This is a genomic window from Enterobacter cloacae, assembly GCF_013375935.1.
Classification (GTDB): Bacteria; Pseudomonadota; Gammaproteobacteria; order Enterobacterales; family Enterobacteriaceae; genus Enterobacter; species Enterobacter pasteurii.
Genome location: NZ_CP056117.1, coordinates 2,115,997 through 2,131,558, shown reverse-complemented (window position 1 = coordinate 2,131,558; position 15,562 = coordinate 2,115,997). Strand labels below are relative to the sequence as shown.

Here is a 15,562-nt window from a genome sequence, read left to right as displayed (position 1 = left end):
GGGGCTTTTTTTATGGCACCAGCCTGAGTCAGGAACGCACCACCAGCGCGTCATAGCCGCGCCAGCGGTAGTTGGCCATAGAGATCAGCCAGCAGGCGACAAACAGCCCGACCACCACAAATCCGGCATCGCCAAGGTTGTCGTTCACCGCGCCAATCAGATCCCACGCGCCGCCGCTGAGGCCAAACTTGTCCATCAGCAGACCCAGCGCTTCCAGCCCGCCGATAAACAGCGCCACCACTACCGAGGTGCCGGTGATAGTCATGTTGTAGTACAGCTTGCGCTGCGGCTTGTTGAACGCCCAGCCGTACGCGCCAACCATCAGCAGGTTATCGAGCGTATCCACCAGCGCCATGCCGCTTGCGAAGAGCGCCGGGAAAATCATGATTGACCATACCGACATACCGCTGGAGGCGCTGGCGGCGGAGATCCCCAGCACGCCAATCTCGGTGGCGGTGTCAAATCCGAGGCCAAACAGGAAGCCGACCAGATACATCTGCCAGCTTTTATTGACGAGGCGGAAGGTTTTACCAAACAGCCAGTTCATCACGCCACCCTGAGCAGGAAGCGTGACATCCCCCCCGCACCGGCCTGCCGTTTTTCAGCGCCCGGAAACTGCGCCACACGCCGCGCAGGATCACCATATTCACCAGCGCCATCGCCAGCAGGAAGGTGGCGGATACGGCGGTGCCAATCAGGCTGCCGGTTTCGTGAAGCCAGGCCATATTCTTCTGAAACGCCGTGGCGGTGGCGGCAATAGCGATGGACGCCAGCACCACGATGGTGGAATGTCCGAGGGAAAACCACGCGCCCACCCCGGACGGGCGTTTGCCCTGCTGCATCATCTTACGCGTCACGGTATCAATGGCGGCAATGTGGTCAGCATCCACCGCATGGCGCAGCCCGTAACACCAGGCCAGCAGGCTGGCGGCCATCAGCGCCGTACTGCCGCTAAAGGTGCGCCACGCCAGCCCCCATGCCAGCAGATTAGCCATTACCAGAGCCAGCAGCAGGCACGCCGCGCGCGGTTCATTGCGTAGAAGTCGTAACATTTTAAGTCCTTTGTGAACATGACCGGGCGGCAGCAACCACCGCCTGCCCGAAGGCAATCGCGCCGTCACCTGCGGGCAGGCGCGAAGGAAACAGAAGCGTGAAATCAGAAAGGTAATAGCGAAAGCGCGCGCGAAGCAGACGGTTGTGCAGGACGCCCCCGCTGAAGCACACCGCTGAGAGGGAGAGACGGCGGGCATGCGTTGCCGCCAGCTTGCTCAGCCCTTTTGCCAGCGCGTCGTGAAAGGCCCACGCGCGCTCGCAGGGTTCTGCCCGCCAGGCCAGCCACTGCTGCCAGAAACCGGCAAGGTTATCCGCTTCCAGCGTTACCGGATGGTCGACGCCCGCGCACCGGGCGGCCAGCGCCTCCAGCCTGCATGCCGCTTCACCTTCATAGCGCTGTGCGTTTATGCCCAGCGCGCAGGCGACCGCGTCAAACAGGCGACCGCAGGACGACGCCAGCGGCGCGTTGATACCGCGCGTCACGGCCGCTGCCAGCAGCGGCCAGTTCTCACGCTGTACGGCACCGGTTTCCGGGTACTGCTGCCAGTCGGGCACGAACGCCAGGCAGTGGGCGAGTAAATTGCGCCACGGCTGTTTCGCTGCCAGATCGCCGCCCGGCAGCGCGACGGCGGGCAGGCCGCCGAGCCGTTCGCAGTCGAGATAGCTCACCCGCAGGCACTCGCCGCCCCACAGCGCGCCGCTCTCTCCCATGCCGATCCCGTCCAGCGTCAGGGCGATAACGTCCCCGCCGTCGAGCGGCCAGTTATTTTCCGCCATGCACGCCGCGGCGTGGGCGTGATGATGCAGCACGGTTTCAACGGGCAGCGCCTGCTCCTGCGCCCACCGGCGGGCGCGATACCCCGGGTGCGCATCGCACACCACGCGCTCCGGCTGAAAAGCGTAGATTTTCTGCATCAGCGACAGCGCCGTGCGCCACTGGGCGTCGACGCCGTCGTCGCTGAGGTTGCCAAAATGCTGGCTCAGCACCGCGCGATCCCCGCGCACCAGGCAGAAGGTATTTTTCATGTCCGCACCGGTGCATAGCATGGCAGGGCTCTCGCTGAACCCGGCGGGAAGCGTGATGGCATCCGGCACAAACCCGCGCGCGCGGCGCAGGACTGCGCCCTCCCGATCCATCACCGAATCATCCATCCGCTGCAGAATGTCGCGGTTGTGCAGCAGAACGCCGTCGGCAATGTCGCCGAGCGCCTCCAGCGCCTGGCGGTTGGTGATGGCGGGCGGACGGCCGCTGAGGTTAGCGGAGGTCATCACCAGCGGGCGCCCGCAGTCCATCATCAGCAAATGCTGAAGCGGGTTAGCGGGCAGCATCACGCCGATCGTATCCAGCCCCGGCGCAATCTCCTCCGGAAACGCGGGAAGGCAGGCTTTTGGCGTCAACACGATCGGCGCAGCGGCCGAGCGTAACAGCGTTCGTATCGCCTCCGGCAGGCCATCCGCATCGGGGATCATCACCGCCAGCGGCTTCGCCGGGCGCTGCTTGCGTGCCCGCAAGGTCATTATCGCCCTGGGGTTAAGCGCGTCGCAGGCCAGGTGAAACCCACCCAGCCCTTTGACCGCCACGATGCCGCCGTTTTTCAGCCTCTCCACCGCCGCGCTTAACGCCGGTTCGCGGGTGGCAATAGCGTCACCGGCTCGCCACTCCAGCTGCGGCCCACAGTCCGGGCAGGCCACCGGCTGGGCGTGAAAGCGGCGATCGGCCGGGCTGCGGTACTCCGCTTCACACGGCGCACACAGCGGAAAGCCCGCCATCGCGGTCGCCGGACGGTCATAGGGCATCGCGCGAATGATGGTGTAACGCGGGCCGCAGTGGGTGCAGTTGATAAACGGGTAGCGATAGCGTCGCTCGCGGCGGTCGCGCATCTCCGCCAGGCAGGCGGGACAGGTAGCGGCATCCGGGACGATTTGCGTGTCCATCGTCCCGCCCTCGCTGTGGCGAATGACGAACGAAACCGGCTCCGCTGCCCAGATGAACGGCTGCACGTCGATGCAATCGATGCGGGCCAGCGGTGGGCAGTCCTGGCGCAGCCTCGCGGTAAAGTCACCCCCACTACCCGCGAGACGCACCAGGACACCCTCTCCGTCGTTGCACACGTCGCCTGCCAGCTTCAGCCGGTGCGCCAGCTGCCAGACGAAGGGGCGAAACCCCACGCCCTGCACTTTGCCGCGCACCCGAAGCTGAACGCCGTTAACGCTCATTGCGGCTTAAAACAGCAGCGATGATGAAGTGTCGAAGGCCGCGCGGCGGCGTTTTTCGGCACTCATCTGTTCGAGCTTGTCGCGATCCACGCACACCAGCGCGTGCGTCGGGCAGGCTTCCATACATGCCGGACCGGCGTCGCGGTGATAGCACAGGTCACATTTATTGGCTTCGGCTTTCTCCGCGCGCACGCTCAGCCCGATACCGCTGTTGCGCACCACCGGGCAGACCACCACCTCCATCGCGCCATACGGACACGCCACCACGCAGGTTTTGCACCCGATGCAGCGCTCCTGCATCACGTGCACAAAGCCTTTTTCACGCTTAATTGCCCCGTTCGGACAGACGTTGGCGCAGGGCGCATCTTCACACTGACGGCAAATGGCGGCGGTTGAAATATTCACGCCCTTAATAACGTGAATACGCGGCAGGAACGTGTCGGGGGTCAGAGCGGCGCAGTCCTGCTCTGCCTGATGGGACACCACGCACGCAACCTCACAGGTGCGGCAACCAATGCATTTACTGGCATCGGCCATAATAAAACGGTTCATCTGCTTCTCCGGCATAACGGTTATGCGCGGAGTTATTCATAAAGCGTGCCAGTTTTTAATGCATTGATTTTAAAGCAGAAGAAAAGCAAGGCGTGCTGTCATCGTCATTAGTGACGATGACAGATGTCGACGTCAGCGGTGCGGGCCGGCAATAACGGAGTCGCGCAGGATAAGCTCGCCGGAGAAGGTTTGCTGATATTTAAACTCACCGCCGTCGAGCATGAAAATCAGGCGGCTGATGGTCTCCTGAATCATCTCCGTCACCGGAATACGCACGCTGGAGAGGGACGGCACGATATAGGGCGCGATGGCCACGTCGTCAAAGCCGATGACGGACACCGCGCCCGGCGTGGCGACGCCGCTCTTGTGCAGCTGGCTGATGGCGCCAATCGCCATATCGTCGTTGCTCGCCACCAGCGCGGTAAACGGTTCGCCGCGGGTAAGCAACTCCGTGACCGCCACCGCGCCGCTGGCCGGATTCCACTTTCCTTCGGCGATCAGCTCGTCACGCAGGGCAATGCCGTGCTGCGCCAGCGCGTCCTTATAGCCGGAAAGACGCTCAACCCCGGTGGGGGAATCCAGTGAACCGGTGATAAACGCAATCTCCCGGTGCCCTTGCGCAATCAGCTTCGATACCGCTTCCTGACACGAGGCTTTATGATCGGACCAGACGCTGTGGCTGCTGTTTTTACGTAAACGGCGGTTGAGCACCACGATCGGCTGCTCGCATTTGTCGACGATTTCGTCCAGCTCATCCACGCTCAGAAAACGCGGGTAGATAATCACCGCATCACAGCGCATATCCAGCAGATACTGGATCGCCTCGCGCTCCTCTTCGGCGCTGTGTTTGCCATCGGCCAGTATCAGCTGGCGGCCCTTTTCCTCCGTCATGCGCGCGGCGTGGAACAGCAGCTCGCTAAAGTAAACGCCGTGATAAAGGGTGTTCGTCACCACCAGCCCCAGGGTCCGGGTACGTTTGGTCGCCAGGTTTCGCGCCAGCAAATTAGGGCGATAGCCGCTCTCTTCGATTGCCTGAAATACCCGGTCTTTGGTCTCCTGGCTAACGTAGCCGTTACCCGACAACACCCGGGAGACCGTCGCTTTCGAAACGCCTGCCCGCTTCGCCACTTCCAGCATCGTGGTCATATTGTTATTCCATGTAAAACTGATGAGCCGCAGTGTACTGCACCGCGGAAAAATTGTCGCAGCGGCGTTGTCACGCTTCCGACACTCCATTGCGATCTGCATCACGAAACAAAAAAATGTACAAAAAGCGATCTTGTTTCATTCATAGAAACTAATGATGATTATGTGAAACCGGTTTCCTACATTTCTCACAACGATAACAGGATCACATCCGATGGCAAAAAATTACGCTGCGCTGGCGAACGAGGTGGTTAGCGCGCTTGGCGGCAAAGACAACATCGTCGCCGTCACCCACTGCATGACGCGCCTGCGCTTCGTTCTGAAGGACGAAAGCCTCACCGACGCCCCGGGCCTGAAAAGCATCAGCGGCGTGCTCGGCGTGGTGCGCAACGACAACCAGTGCCAGGTGATTATTGGCAACACCGTCTCCCAGGCGTACCGCGAAGTGGTCAACCTGCTGCCGGCTAACCTGCAGCCAGCCGTACCGAAAGGTCCACAGAAGCTGACCCTGCGGCGGATTGGCGCCGGGATCCTCGATGCGCTGATCGGCACCATGTCCCCGCTGATCCCGGCGATCATCGGCGGGTCGATGGTCAAGCTGCTGGCGATGATCCTCGAGATGACCGGCGTGCTGGGCAAAGGCGATCCGACGCTGACGATCCTGACCGTTATCGGCGACGGCGCGTTCTTCTTCCTGCCGCTGATGGTGGCGGCGTCCGCGGCGGTGAAGTTCAAAACCAACATGTCGCTGGCCATTGCCATCGCGGGCGTGCTGGTTCACCCGAGCTTTATCGAGCTGATGGCGAAGGCCGCGCAGGGCGAGCACGTTGAGTTCGCGCTGATTCCGGTGACGGCGGTGAAGTACACCTACACGGTGATCCCGGCGCTGGTCATGACCTGGTGCCTGTCGTATATCGAGCGCTGGGTGGATCGTATTACCCCGGCGGTAACCAAAAACTTCCTGAAGCCGATGCTGATCGTGCTGATTGCCGCCCCGCTCGCCATCGTGCTGATTGGCCCGCTGGGGATCTGGATCGGCAGCGCCATCTCCGCGCTGGTCTATACCATTCACGGCTATCTGGGCTGGCTCTCCGTTGCCATTATGGGCGCGCTCTGGCCGCTGCTGGTAATGACCGGGATGCACCGCGTCTTTACCCCAACCATCATCCAGACCATTGCCGAAACGGGTAAAGAAGGGATGGTGATGCCGTCGGAAATCGGCGCTAACCTGTCCCTCGGCGGCTCGTCGCTGGCGGTGGCGTGGAAAACCAAAAACCCGGAGCTGCGCCAGACGGCGCTGGCGGCGGCGGCCTCCGCCATCATGGCGGGGATCTCTGAACCGGCCCTCTACGGCGTGGCTGTACGCCTGAAGCGTCCGCTGATTGCGAGCCTGATCAGCGGCTTTATCTGCGGCGCGGTGGCCGGCATGGCCGGTCTTGCCAGCCACTCGATGGCGGCACCGGGGCTGTTCACCAGCGTGCAGTTCTTCGACCCGGCTAACCCGATGACCATCGTCTGGGTGTTCGGCGTGATGGGGCTGGCGGTAGTGCTGTCGTTTGTTCTGACCCTGCTCTTAGGGTTTGAGGATATTCCGGTAGAAGACGAAGCCGAAAAAGCGCGCGCCCTGCAAACCGCACCGGTTCAGAACAAAGCAGCAGAAGCATAAATTGAAAGCGAGGTAAGAATGTCTGTTTTTCCACAAGGATTTTTATGGGGCGGCGCGCTTGCCGCCAACCAGAGTGAAGGAGCTTACCGTGAAGGCGGTAAAGGGCTGACAACGGTCGATATGATCCCCCACGGCGCACACCGTCTGGCGGTAAAGGTCGGCAAGGAAAAACGGTTTTCGTTGCGTGACGACGAATTTTACCCGAGCCACGAGGCGATTGATTTTTACCATCGCTACAAGGAAGACATCGCCCTGATGGCGGAGATGGGCTTTACGGTGTTCCGCACCTCGATTGCCTGGAGCCGCCTCTATCCGAACGGGGACGAGCCGCTGCCGAATAAAGAGGGCATCGCCTTCTACCGCGCGGTGTTCGAGGAGTGCAAAAAGTACAACATCGAGCCGCTGGTCACGCTCTGCCACTTCGACGTGCCGATGCATCTGGTGACGGAATACGGCTCGTGGCGCAACCGTAAGATGGTGGATTTCTTCGCCCGCTACGCCCGCACCTGCTTTGAAGAATTTAACGGGCTGGTGAAATACTGGCTGACCTTTAACGAAATCAACATCATGCTGCACAGCCCGTTCTCCGGCGCGGGGCTGGTGTTTGAGGACGGTGAAAACGAGGACCAGGTGAAATACCAGGCCGCGCACCACGAGCTGGTGGCGAGCGCGCTGGCGACCAAAATCGCCCACGAGGTGAACCCGGAAAACCAGGTCGGCTGCATGCTGGCGGGCGGGAATTTTTACCCCTACTCCTGCAAGCCGGAAGACGTGTGGATGGCGCTGGAGAAGGACCGCGAGAACCTGTTCTTCATCGACGTGCAGGCGCGCGGCAGCTATCCGGCCTACTCCGCCCGCGTGTTCCGCGAAAAAGGGGTGGTGATTGTAAAAGACCCTGGCGACGACGAACTGCTGAAAAACACCGTCGACTTTGTCTCGTTCAGCTATTACGCCTCGCGCTGCGCGTCGGCGGACATGAACGCGGGCAACACCAGCGCGGCGAACATCGTGAAGTCTTTACGCAACCCGCACATTCAGGTGAGCGAGTGGGGCTGGGGCATTGACCCGCTCGGCCTGCGCATCACCATGAACATGATGTACGACCGCTACCAGAAGCCGCTGTTCCTGGTGGAAAACGGCCTCGGCGCAAAGGACGTCATTGATGAAAACGGCGAGATTAACGACGACTACCGCATCAGCTATCTCCGCGAGCACATCCGCGCGATGGGCGACGCCATCGAGGACGGCGTGCCGCTGATGGGTTACACCACCTGGGGCTGCATTGACCTGGTATCGGCCTCAACCGGGGAGATGAGCAAGCGCTACGGGTTTGTCTACGTTGACCGCGACGACGCCGGTAACGGCACGCTGGACAGAAAGCGCAAGAAATCGTTCTGGTGGTACAAGAAGGTGATTGCGAGTAACGGGGCGGATCTGGCGTAGCCTGCGCTCCCCCTCACCCCGGCCCTCTCCCCATAGGGGAGAGGGTTAGGGTGAGGGGTTCAAACCCACCCTTTCCAACCCATCCCGCAAGCCGCGAATAGACCACCTCCACCGCCGCTTTCACCGGGGGCGTCATCGGGTAATAAAACCCGACGATGTCCGGCTGGATGCCCAAAAACAGCACCTCGCCCACGTCGTCTTTAATCTGATCCACCAGATAGTTAAGCGGCATGTTGTGGGTGGTCATCATGAACATTTCCGCGATGTCGTCCGGATCGATCAGGCGGATTTCCCCCGGGTTCAGCCCCATATCGGTAGCGTCGACGATTAACAGCCTGTCCGGGCGAAGCTCGCGAATGGCAACCACGTCGTTTTCCGGCGCGCTGCCGCCGTCGATCACGACCCAGCTCCCCTGCGGGCTGGCCGCGCACATCTCCGCCAGCAGCGGACCCGCGCCGTCGTCGCCCATCATGCTGTTGCCGACACACAGTAAAACGTCAGTCACGTAATCTCCTCACCATCAGGTAGATGGCGCTCTCCTGATGAATATCGTGCAGCATGCCGAGCAGCATTTTGCTCCACGCCTGCTGCGCCGGGGTTTGCACGCTCAGCGCCGCGTCAAAAGCGTTGGCGAGCATCGTGATGTGGTTAGCGTCGATAACGATCTCGCCATATTTCGGCACGCCCTCCATTTTACGCCGCGCCGCACTGCCCTCCTCCAGCGTGGCGATCCACGCCAGGTACTCGGGCCACGGGCAGCTTAACGCCGTTTCAAGGCAGTCGATCACCCCGAGGTGGTGCCCAATCGCCAGGCTGTAATAGACCACCTGCTGCGCCGCAACCGGCGTGGCGTCGTTCTCATCAATAAATTTACGGCTCAGCTGGCTGAACACCACCGTTTCACTCATCGGATACGCGCCTCATCCACTACGCTGTTCAGGTTCGCCACAATCTCATTGAGGCGCGGATCGTTCTCCGCCTCCAGCCAGCGCGCCACCTGATGCTCGCCCTGGCTCAGCAGGCGCAGATAATCGTCGGCAATCTGGCGGCCATAGCGATAGCCCGCCAGCTTCCGCGCCGTGCGGTCGACCTTCACCCGCAGCGGCTGCACCATGTCCGGGTGCAGGAGCATCGCAGGCTGGTTGTCGAGCTCACCCGGTTCGCGGGCATGGATTTTCTGCTCCAGCAGGCCAAGCGCCATCGCAAAGCCGTACAGCGTGGCGGCAGGCGTCGGCGGGCAGCCCGGAATGTAGACGTCCACCGGCACGATTTTGTCGGTACCGCCCCAGACGCAGTAGAGGTCGTGGAAGATACCGCCGCTGTTGCCGCAGGCTCCGTAGGAGATGCAAATTTTCGGATCCGGCGCGGACTGCCAGGCGCGCAGCGCGGGCGATCGCATAGCGCGGGTAACGGCGCCGGTAAACAGCAGGATGTCCGCATGGCGCGGGGACGGCACCACCTTGATGCCGAAGCGTTCGGCGTCAAACAGCGGCGACAGCGTGGCGAAGATCTCGATCTCGCAGCCGTTGCAGCCGCCGCAGTCCACGCGGTAAACGTAGGCCGAGCGTTTGATTTTTTTCAGCAGCGACGCCTTCATGCTGGCGATGGACTCTTCCACCGTCATCGGCACCGGGATGCCGTTATCGTCGCGCGGGCCGAGTAAGTTTTCCATCAGCTGGCCTCTCTCATATGGCGGGTTAAATCGATGCGGTCAGACGGCAGCAGGCATTTCTGCCGCTTGCACTCCGGGCAGGTTTCAAAGCTTTCACGATGGTGCTCCGCGCGGGCGTCGCCGTTGTGCTGCAGCAGGGCAATGGCGTAGTCGATCTCCTTTTGAACGGCGAACGGGCGGTTGCAGACGCGGCAGCTGCACAGGTCAAAGCGCGACTGCTGTAAAAAGTCCTCTTTCCTCCACACCGCCAGCTCGTACTCCTGAGAAAGACGAATGGCGACGGTCGGGCAGACCTCTTCGCAGCGGCCGCAGAAGATGCAGCGCCCGAGGTTAAACTGCCAGGCCAGCTCGCCGGTTTTCAGATCCGTTTCCACCGTTAAGGCATTCGACGGGCAGGCGTTGACGCAGGCCGCGCAGCCGATGCACTGCTGCGGGTTGTGCTCCGGCTTGCCGCGAAAGTTTTTATCCACCGGCATCGGCTCCAGCGGATAGCGGCTGGTGGGCGTGCCGGTTTTGATAGCTTTTTTGATAAAGGTAAACATTTTTACTCCTGCTTTCGTGCGGTTTTCTCACCCTCACCCTAGCCCTCTCCCTGAAAGGGAGAGGGAACCGTTCGCCCCCTCGCCCCTCTGGGGAGAGGGCCGGGGTGAGGGGTTACAGACCGCACAACATCAACTATTTCAGCGGCGAGTTCTTACGCTCGATGCTGTAGCGCTCAAGCTCTTTGTACGGCACCACCTGGCTTTTCTTCTTGCGCACGTCCACCACGGTCATGCGGTCGGTGCAGGAGTAGCACGGGTCGAGGCTGCCGATAATCAGCGGCGCGTCAGAGACGGTGTTGCCGCGCAGCATGTAGCGCAGGGTTGGCCAGTTGGCGTAGGTGGCCGCGCGGCAGCGCCAGCGGTAGAGCTTCTGGTTGTCGCCGGTCATGCTCCAGTGGATGTCGTCCCCGCGCGGCGCTTCGGCAAAGCCCAACGCAAAGCGGTTCGGAATGTAGGTGAAGCCCTCCACCATCAGCGGGCCGCCCGGCAGGTTGTCCAGGCCAAAGTCGATCATGTTAAGCGCGGTGAACACCTCGTTGATGCGCACCTTCAGGCGGGAGATAACGTCGCAGCCCTGCTCGCTGTGCACTTCCATCGGCAGCAGGCCGTAGCCGACGAACGGGTGATCGGCACGGGTGTCGCGGGCGTGACCGCTGGCGCGCACCATCGGGCCAACGTTGCTGAAGTCGCGGGCAATTTCCGGGTCAAGACGGCCGATGCCCACGGTGCGCTGCTCGATGTTTGGCGTGCTGAGCAGCATATCCACCAGCTCCTGCACGTCGCGGCGCATCTGCTGGGCAAGCTGGCGGGTCTGGACCATGTCATCCTTCAGCAGGTCGCGGCGGATCCCGCCGATCAGGTTCAGGCCGTAGGTTTTACGCGCCCCGGTGAGGATCTCCGCCATCTTCATTGACGCTTCGCGCACGCGGAAGAACTGCATAAACCCGGAGTCAAAGCCAACGAAGTGGCAGGCCAGGCCGAGGTTCAGCAGGTGCGAGTGCAGGCGCTCTACCTCCAGCAGAATGGCGCGGATCATCTGCGCGCGTTCCGGCACCACGATCCCCATGCCGTTCTCCACCGAGGTGGTGTAGGCGGTGCTGTGGGCAAAGCCGCAGATGCCGCACACGCGGTCAGAGAGGAACGTGACCTCGTTGTAGCCCATGCGGGTTTCCGCCAGCTTTTCCATGCCGCGATGGACGTAGAACAGGCGGTAGTCGGCGTCGATGATGTTCTCGCCGTCAACGAACAGGCGGAAGTGGCCCGGTTCGTCAGAGGTGACGTGCAGCGGGCCGATCGGCACCACGTTGTTCTTCTTGCTGCCCAGCTCGTTGATGAACTCGTAGGTTTCGCTGTCGGTGGTCGGAGCCGGACGCTGGCGGTAGTCCATGCTGTCCTTGCGCAGCGGGTAGAGCTCGTCCGGCCAGTCGTCCGGCAGCACCAGGCGGCGCTCGTCCGGCAGGCCGACCGGCACCAGGCCGTACATGTCGCGCACTTCGCGCTCGCCCCAGACGGCGGCAGGCACGCGCGGCGTCACGGAGGGGTATTCCGGCTTGTTCGGGTCGACCTCGACGCGCACGGTAAGCCAGCACTTCTCGCCCTGCTCCATCGACATCACGTAGTACACCGCATAGCTGCCGCACAGCTGGCGCTCGTCGTTGCCGAACAGCACCGACAGCCAGCCGCCCTGCCGGTAGTAAAGAAACTCCACCACTTCCGGCAGATAGTTCACCTTCACGGTGACGGTTACCTGGTCTTTGGTCTGCCAGGACTCCTCCAGCACCACGCCGGGGAAAGCCTGATGCAGCGCGGCGAGATACTGCTGACCTTTCTTTTCTTCAGACATAAATACTCTCTTTAATCACGCCACCAGCAAGGAGACGAACGCTAAAAATGCAAAACCAAAACCGGCCCAGGTGATGCGCGAGGTCGCGACAAAGCGCAGGCGCGCCATGCTGTTTTCAAACAGGGCAATCACCAGCACGCCGATAAGCAGCTTGAGTGCGGCAACCACCACGGCCAGGATCAGGCCGCCTGCGGAGAAATGCGTCATCTGCCCCCACGGGAAAAAGACGCCGAGGAACATCTGCAATACCACCAGCTGCTTGAGGCTGATGCCCCACTTGAGCACCGCAAAGCCGTAGCCGCTGTACTCGGTGAGCGGCCCTTCCTGTAGCTCCTGCTCCGCCTCCGCGAGATCGAACGGCAGCTTGCCCATCTCGATAAAGGTGGCGAACGCGCAGGCGCACAGAGCCAGCACCAGCGGAACGGAGCGGTCCACCGGCCAGTGGTAAACGGTATGGGTGATAAAGCTGATGTGGGTTGAGCCAGCAACCTGCGCGGCGACCCACAGCCCCAATAGCAGGATCGGCTCAACCAGCACGCCGAGCATTGCCTCGCGGCTGGCGCCGATGCCCGTAAACGGGCTCCCGGTGTCCAGGCCCGCAATCGCAAAGAAGAAGCGGGCGATGGCGAAGAGGTAAATCAGCGTAATCAGATCCCCGAGCGCCGGCAGCGGCGAGCCTACCGTGACCACCGGCAGCGCGGTGGCGATGGTCAGCATCACGCCGACCATCACGAACGGCGTCAGGCGGAAGACCCAGCCTGCGGCGTCCGGCGCCACGCTCTGGCGGGAGAGCAGCTTGAAGAGGTCGCGGTACTCCTGGAGCACGCCAGGCCCGCGACGGTTGTGCATCCGGGCGCGCGCCACGCGGCTCACCCCGGAAAGCAGCGGCGCAGCGGCGAACAGCACCAGCGCCTGAAGTAATGCCAGTAACAGACTCATGTCAGGCTCCTCGGGAAATCACAATCACCACCAGCACCGCCAGCTCGATCAGCGCCAGACGGCGGAACAGCACGGGCACGGCGGCATTCTGCCAGCCCGGCACCCGGCCCTGCGGGTTAAGCCAGTGGCGCAGCTTGAGAACGGCGGCAAAGTTCTCCTTCACCGGCATGGCGAAACCGTGAGCGGTAATGACCATCGACTGCTCGTGTTCGTAACCGCAGGCCCACGCCGCGCCGCGCGAGCGGGAGGCGAGACGGTCGCGTTTGAAGAACAGCATCAGGACAAACGGCAGCAGCGGTGCGGCAACCAGCAGCAGCGCCATCATCGGCTGGGAGACGCCGGTATGCGCCGTCGCCAGCGGCAGCGGAATGGCGTGGCCCAGCAGCGGCAGCAGCCACGGCGCGGCAACCCCGCCCGCAATGCAGCACAGCGCCAGCGCCACCACGCTGGTGGCCATCAGCACCGGCGCGCAGCTGGCGTTTTCCGTTTCCCGCGTGCGCGGCGCGCCGAGGAAGGTAACGCCGTAGACCTTCGCCATGCACATCACCGCCAGCGCGCCGGTAATCGCCAGGCCAACCGCCAGCAGCGGCCCCAGCAGACGGGCGATAAACGCGTCGCCCTGGCCGAGCGCGAAGAACGACTGATAGATCACCCACTCCCCGGCAAAGCCGTTCAGCGGCGGCAGCGCGGCCATCGACATCAGCCCGACCAGCATCGCAAGCGAAATGACGGGCATTTTTTTGCCGATGCCGCCGAGCTTTTCGATATCCCGATGGCCGGTGCGGAACCAGACGCTACCCGCCCCGAGGAACAGGGTGCTTTTAAACAGGCTGTGGTTGATGAGGTGATACAGACCGCCGATAAACCCGGCGGCAATCAGCGCCGGCTGGCCGAGCGCCAGCCCGGTCACGCCCGCGCCCATTCCGAGCAGGATGATGCCGATGTTTTCCAGGGTGTGGTACGCCAGCAGGCGCTGAATGTTGTGCTCCATCAGGGCGTACAGCCCGCCGACGAACGCGGTAACCATGCCCGCAATCAGCAGCACCACGCCCCACCACAGCGGCGGCAGGCCGCCGGTGAGCGTGATGGTCAGCATGCCGAACAGGCCGACCTTCATCACCACGGTGGAGAACAGCGCCGCGGCCGGCGCAGAGGCGCTGGCGTGCGCCTGCGGCACCCAGCCGTGCAGGGGGATGATCCCGGCGAGCAGGCCGAAGCCCGCCACGCCGAGCAGCCAGACGTCGTTCCCCAGCGGCTGGCCGTTAAGCGCGGCAAAATCCAGGGTGCCGAAACGCTGCCACACCAGCCAGCAGGCTACGGCCAGCAGCAGCGTGCCGAGGCGGCCGAGCGCAAACCACAGCTTGCCGGAGGCGCTGCATCCGGTCAGGAACACGCCGCACAGCGCCATGATCTCCGCCATCACCACCAGCGCGCCGAGGTTGCTGGCGATAACGGTGCAGACCGCCGCCATCAGCAGGTTTACCAGCAGGCCGTTCACTCTGGTGTGCTGATGACGGTGCCAGTCAATATTAAACAGGCTGATAAACAGCCCGCACAGGCCAAAGGTCACCAGCCAGACGGCGTTCAGCGGCGTAAGCTGAACGGCATGGCGAACGAGCGGAATCACGGCTTCGGCGGTCTGACCGCCGAGTAACACCACCGCGCCCGCCGCCAGCGTCATCAGGCTGCCCGCCGCCCCGCCGATACCGGCGATCCAGCCGCTCAGGGTTTTATGGAAAGAGAACAGTAACGCCAGCACCGCAGCAGCGGTGAAGTACGCCACGGCGCTGTTAATCATGAATATTGCGTTCATTTCGCCCCCTCGTTAAGCGCCCGCAGCAGCGACAGATCGCCGACGTCGGTATTAATGGTCAGCTCGCGCTTGCGCCTGCTGGTGCGGGCAATATCGCGAATGTTGACCAGAATGAGCGCCTTCGTCGGGCAGGTCCGCACGCAGGCCGGACCCTGCTCATCGAAGCTGCACAGGTCGCACTTCACCGCAACGGCCCGCACGCCCGGAACCCAGTCGAGCAGCGTGCTCACCCGTGCCGGAGCCGGTGGCGCAGGCGGCGCTTTCGGGGTATTGGCGTTCGCCGGAACGTGCAGCGGACGGCTGCCGGAAAATTCAATGGCGCCGAACGGGCAGGCGATGGCGCACAGCTTGCAGCTCACGCACAGGCTTTCGTTCAGCTGCACCGCGCCATCGACGCGGGTAATAGCGTTTACCGGACAGACGCCCGCGCACGGGGCATCTTCACAGTGGTGGCAGAGCTGCGGCGCAGACTCTTTCTCATTACGCATGACGCGCAGGCGCGGCATGGACTGTAGCCCGTGCTGGCGGTGCGTTTCCGAACACGCCGCCTCACAGGTTCGACAGCCAATACAGACCGTCGAGTCAGCAATTACAAAACGGTTCACCGGGTCATCCTCTGGTGATGGTCATTTTTGACGAAAAAGCTGTCTTATCGACACTTCTCGACACTCGCTTT

13 protein-coding genes and 1 pseudogene are annotated in these 15,562 nt (G+C 62.5%); 2 read left to right on the top strand and 12 right to left on the bottom strand.

The genetic code is table 11. From position 1 onward, the window contains the following. Window positions 1-28: 28 nt before the first annotated feature. The 4 genes and pseudogenes from HWQ14_RS10090 to HWQ14_RS10075 form a co-directional block, all read right to left on the bottom strand. Window positions 29-1,052, bottom strand: a pseudogene (locus HWQ14_RS10090) (HoxN/HupN/NixA family nickel/cobalt transporter). Between the two features lies 1 nt (window position 1,053). Continuing rightward, window positions 1,054-3,270 (bottom strand): carbamoyltransferase HypF, encoded by a 2,217-nt coding sequence (gene hypF, locus HWQ14_RS10085; protein WP_176609636.1) that lies wholly within the window; start codon window positions 3,268-3,270, stop codon window positions 1,054-1,056. A 6-nt stretch (window positions 3,271-3,276) separates the two neighbouring features. Next, window positions 3,277-3,822, bottom strand: coding sequence for an electron transport protein HydN (hydN, locus tag HWQ14_RS10080; protein ID WP_176609635.1), 546 nt, complete (start codon window positions 3,820-3,822; stop codon window positions 3,277-3,279). Window positions 3,823-3,954: 132 nt separating this feature from the next. Then, on the bottom strand, window positions 3,955-4,968 hold the full coding sequence (locus HWQ14_RS10075; protein ID WP_176609634.1) for a LacI family DNA-binding transcriptional regulator: 1,014 nt from the start codon (window positions 4,966-4,968) through the stop codon (window positions 3,955-3,957). A gap of 214 nt (window positions 4,969-5,182) precedes the next feature. On the opposite strand from HWQ14_RS10075, the gene ascF reads away from it, so the two are divergent. Beyond that, on the top strand, window positions 5,183-6,634 hold the full coding sequence (gene ascF, locus HWQ14_RS10070) for a PTS cellobiose/arbutin/salicin transporter subunit IIBC (protein WP_148421304.1): 1,452 nt from the start codon (window positions 5,183-5,185) through the stop codon (window positions 6,632-6,634). Window positions 6,635-6,652: 18 nt separating this feature from the next. Further along, window positions 6,653-8,077, top strand: coding sequence for a 6-phospho-beta-glucosidase (locus tag HWQ14_RS10065; protein ID WP_176609633.1), 1,425 nt, complete (start codon window positions 6,653-6,655; stop codon window positions 8,075-8,077). A 13-nt stretch (window positions 8,078-8,090) separates the two neighbouring features. Here the strand turns inward: HWQ14_RS10065 and hycI are convergent, their stop codons facing one another. The 8 genes from hycI to HWQ14_RS10025 form a co-directional block, all read right to left on the bottom strand. Next, window positions 8,091-8,582, bottom strand: a complete 492-nt coding sequence (hycI, locus tag HWQ14_RS10060) for a hydrogenase maturation peptidase HycI (protein WP_176609632.1) — start codon at window positions 8,580-8,582, stop codon at window positions 8,091-8,093. Further along, a complete protein-coding gene (locus HWQ14_RS10055) occupies window positions 8,575-8,985 on the bottom strand; it encodes a formate hydrogenlyase maturation HycH family protein (RefSeq protein ID WP_176609631.1) in 411 nt (136 codons plus the stop codon). Before HWQ14_RS10055 ends, hycI begins: the two co-directional genes overlap by 8 nt. Beyond that, entirely contained in the window at window positions 8,982-9,749 is a 768-nt protein-coding gene (locus HWQ14_RS10050; protein WP_148421297.1) for an NADH-quinone oxidoreductase subunit B family protein, read from the bottom strand. Before HWQ14_RS10050 ends, HWQ14_RS10055 begins: the two co-directional genes overlap by 4 nt. Then, window positions 9,749-10,291 (bottom strand): formate hydrogenlyase complex iron-sulfur subunit, encoded by a 543-nt coding sequence (locus HWQ14_RS10045; RefSeq protein WP_148421296.1) that lies wholly within the window; start codon window positions 10,289-10,291, stop codon window positions 9,749-9,751. Before HWQ14_RS10045 ends, HWQ14_RS10050 begins: the two co-directional genes overlap by 1 nt. A 133-nt stretch (window positions 10,292-10,424) precedes the next feature. Continuing rightward, the gene (gene hycE / locus HWQ14_RS10040; protein WP_176609630.1) at window positions 10,425-12,134 is read right to left on the bottom strand and encodes a formate hydrogenlyase subunit HycE; all 1,710 of its coding nucleotides are present in this window, start codon (window positions 12,132-12,134) and stop codon (window positions 10,425-10,427) included. A gap of 15 nt (window positions 12,135-12,149) precedes the next feature. Beyond that, a complete protein-coding gene (locus HWQ14_RS10035; protein WP_176609629.1) occupies window positions 12,150-13,073 on the bottom strand; it encodes a respiratory chain complex I subunit 1 family protein in 924 nt (307 codons plus the stop codon). Between the two features lies 1 nt (window position 13,074). Next, window positions 13,075-14,886: a formate hydrogenlyase subunit 3 gene (gene hycC / locus HWQ14_RS10030; RefSeq protein ID WP_176609628.1), complete on the bottom strand. Its 1,812-nt coding sequence runs from the start codon at window positions 14,884-14,886 to the stop codon at window positions 13,075-13,077. Further along, a complete protein-coding gene (locus tag HWQ14_RS10025; protein ID WP_148421288.1) occupies window positions 14,883-15,491 on the bottom strand; it encodes a 4Fe-4S dicluster domain-containing protein in 609 nt (202 codons plus the stop codon). The genes hycC and HWQ14_RS10025 overlap by 4 nt, the downstream gene beginning before the upstream one ends. Window positions 15,492-15,562: the final 71 nt, after the last annotated feature.

Coding starts and splice junctions, on each gene's coding strand:
- HWQ14_RS10055 (WP_176609631.1), bottom strand. CDS start 8,985: ATGAGTGAAACGGTGGTGTTCAGCCAGCTGAGCCGTAAATTTATTGAT.
- hypF (WP_176609636.1), bottom strand. CDS start 3,270: ATGAGCGTTAACGGCGTTCAGCTTCGGGTGCGCGGCAAAGTGCAGGGC.
- ascF (WP_148421304.1), top strand. CDS start 5,183: ATGGCAAAAAATTACGCTGCGCTGGCGAACGAGGTGGTTAGCGCGCTT.
- HWQ14_RS10050 (WP_148421297.1), bottom strand. CDS start 9,749: ATGGAAAACTTACTCGGCCCGCGCGACGATAACGGCATCCCGGTGCCG.
- HWQ14_RS10035 (WP_176609629.1), bottom strand. CDS start 13,073: ATGAGTCTGTTACTGGCATTACTTCAGGCGCTGGTGCTGTTCGCCGCT.
- hydN (WP_176609635.1), bottom strand. CDS start 3,822: ATGAACCGTTTTATTATGGCCGATGCCAGTAAATGCATTGGTTGCCGC.
- HWQ14_RS10075 (WP_176609634.1), bottom strand. CDS start 4,968: ATGACCACGATGCTGGAAGTGGCGAAGCGGGCAGGCGTTTCGAAAGCG.
- HWQ14_RS10045 (WP_148421296.1), bottom strand. CDS start 10,291: ATGTTTACCTTTATCAAAAAAGCTATCAAAACCGGCACGCCCACCAGC.
- hycC (WP_176609628.1), bottom strand. CDS start 14,886: ATGAACGCAATATTCATGATTAACAGCGCCGTGGCGTACTTCACCGCT.
- hycE (WP_176609630.1), bottom strand. CDS start 12,134: ATGTCTGAAGAAAAGAAAGGTCAGCAGTATCTCGCCGCGCTGCATCAG.
- HWQ14_RS10065 (WP_176609633.1), top strand. CDS start 6,653: ATGTCTGTTTTTCCACAAGGATTTTTATGGGGCGGCGCGCTTGCCGCC.